Annotated in this window: 3 protein-coding genes; 2 read left to right on the top strand and 1 reads right to left on the bottom strand. The window is 62.3% G+C overall.

Features of this window, described 5'->3' with window-relative positions; all coding sequences use genetic code 11:
* Nucleotides 1-223: 223 nt before the first annotated feature.
* Nucleotides 224-571, bottom strand: a complete 348-nt coding sequence (locus WAN02_RS24515) for a DUF732 domain-containing protein (protein WP_422267262.1) — start codon at nt 569-571, stop codon at nt 224-226.
* Nucleotides 572-782: 211 nt separating this feature from the next.
* Here WAN02_RS24515 and WAN02_RS24510 point away from each other — a divergent pair, with 211 nt between their 5' ends.
* Both WAN02_RS24510 and WAN02_RS24505 read left to right on the top strand, forming a co-directional pair.
* Nucleotides 783-1,217: a MarR family winged helix-turn-helix transcriptional regulator gene (locus tag WAN02_RS24510; protein ID WP_422267260.1), complete on the top strand. Its 435-nt coding sequence runs from the start codon at nt 783-785 to the stop codon at nt 1,215-1,217.
* A gap of 79 nt (nt 1,218-1,296) precedes the next feature.
* Nucleotides 1,297-1,766: aldehyde dehydrogenase family protein (locus WAN02_RS24505; protein WP_422267258.1), on the top strand; the 470-nt coding region annotated here is incomplete at its 3' end.

Below are 1,766 nucleotides of genomic sequence, written 5' to 3'. Positions count from 1 at the left end.
GATCACCGCAGCGATCTGCGCACAATGCCAGCAGTTGAATATCTCGAGGAGGCAGTGCGCCTCTACATCGAGCTATGGCGAAGCGATCAAAGACGCTGAATGAAGATCGCCCTCTACGACGACGTTCACGTCTCGCTACATGAGGCGCGGGCGCTCAGCCGAGCGTCCGCGCCTCATGTGCTCTATCTCGTCGCGGTTCGCCCGCAAGAGATTCGAGTGAGTCTCAGCAGTGCGGGGCCCAGCACCGCTGGTTGGGGCAATAAACCGCACGGGCGATGTTCACCATAGCCCCGACGTCATGCACATGGATGTTGTCCGGGTCCAAGTTGGCGTGAACGTTGTTGGCAATCTGTTGCGGCGTCCAACCCCACCCGAGATCGTCACAAACCAGCAAAGCGGTCCCGATGAGCGCCTGCTCGTGGCCCGGCGGCCACGTAAGGCCCGCGCCACGCAGTTGATCGAGGTACGCGTCACTGGTGGGATCGGCAGTCGCAACCGCGGGGCTGGTAACCAGGGCAGCGGCGGCGATTATTGGGATGGTGAGTCGGGCCAGCCAGCTACGTGAGGGCATTTGATTAGCTTCCTTCATTCTCGGCGTTCATGGTGCCGTCATTGTGCGAGCCCAGGGCGGCAAACACATGTACAGCAGCGAAACCTGGGAAAAAGCTTTTTGCGAGCGTCTGGAGCAAGGAAGTCCTGCACCCGACGCAGCTCAGGATATCCGCCCCACGCGGTTGGCTTTATCTAGTTCGCAATACCATCTATTTGGTATCGTCGTCCCGATGACGCCCGATCGCATCCGGCCCGACGACCATCTCGCAGAGCTGCGAGATGCGTTGGCGCAGATGTCATTTACGTTGATGGCGGTGCTCACCGAAGTCGCGGCCGAGCATGACCTGTCGCTCACTCAACTGCGGGTGCTCGGCATTTTGCGCGACCGCGAGCCGACGATGGCCGATCTGGCGACCTTCACCGGCCTGGAGCGCTCGACGATCAGCGGTCTGATCGACCGGGCGGCGCAGCGCGGCCTCGTCGTGAAGACCGCCGACCCGCACGACGGCCGCTCGGTGCGGGTGACTCTCACCGACTCGGCTCGCCGCCTGGTGCCAGCAGTCACCGCGGCCATCGCCGACCGGATCACGCCGTTGACCGATCGGCTGAGCAGCGATGAGCAGAAGCGGCTCACCGCGCTGCTGACCAAAGCCCTCGTTTACTGAAGCATGCGCTTGACCCGGCATCACCAGCGATGCTAAGCAGGTGCTCAGCATTCGACGTGAGTGGCATGGAAGGGATCAGATGGCGCTGCAGGAACTCTTGGACGACCTTCGCAAGCGACCCGGCTCGGGTGACGTCATTTCGGTCATCGATCCAGCGACCGAAGAAACGATCACGGAATTCACCGACTGCGGCGCAGAGGCGGTCGACGAGGCTGTCGCACGGGCGAAGGCGTCCTTCGAGTCCGGTGTCTGGTCCCAGCTGCCGGGCCGCGAGCGGGCCAAGATCATGTGGCGGATCGCGGACCTGATCGACGAGCACGCTGACGAGTTCGCCCAATTGGATTCGCTGAACACCGGCATGCCGCTGATGCAGGCGACACTGCAGATGTCCACCTGTTCGGAGTTCTTCCGCTACTACGCCGGTTGGTGTTCGAAGATCAACGGCGTCGCCTACGACGTGAAGACCGATGGCATCGCGAGCGACGCCTATGTCGACATGCACGCCTACACGCTGAAAGAGCCCTATGGCGTGGTCGGCCTGATCTTCCC

Origin of the sequence: Mycobacterium sp. (assembly GCF_049281135.1) — a bacterium.
Classification (GTDB): domain Bacteria; phylum Actinomycetota; class Actinomycetes; order Mycobacteriales; family Mycobacteriaceae; genus Mycobacterium.
This window is presented reverse-complemented; position numbering and strand designations above follow the sequence as displayed.

Coding starts and splice junctions, on each gene's coding strand:
- WAN02_RS24515 (WP_422267262.1), bottom strand. CDS start 571: ATGCCCTCACGTAGCTGGCTGGCCCGACTCACCATCCCAATAATCGCC.
- WAN02_RS24510 (WP_422267260.1), top strand. CDS start 783: ATGACGCCCGATCGCATCCGGCCCGACGACCATCTCGCAGAGCTGCGA.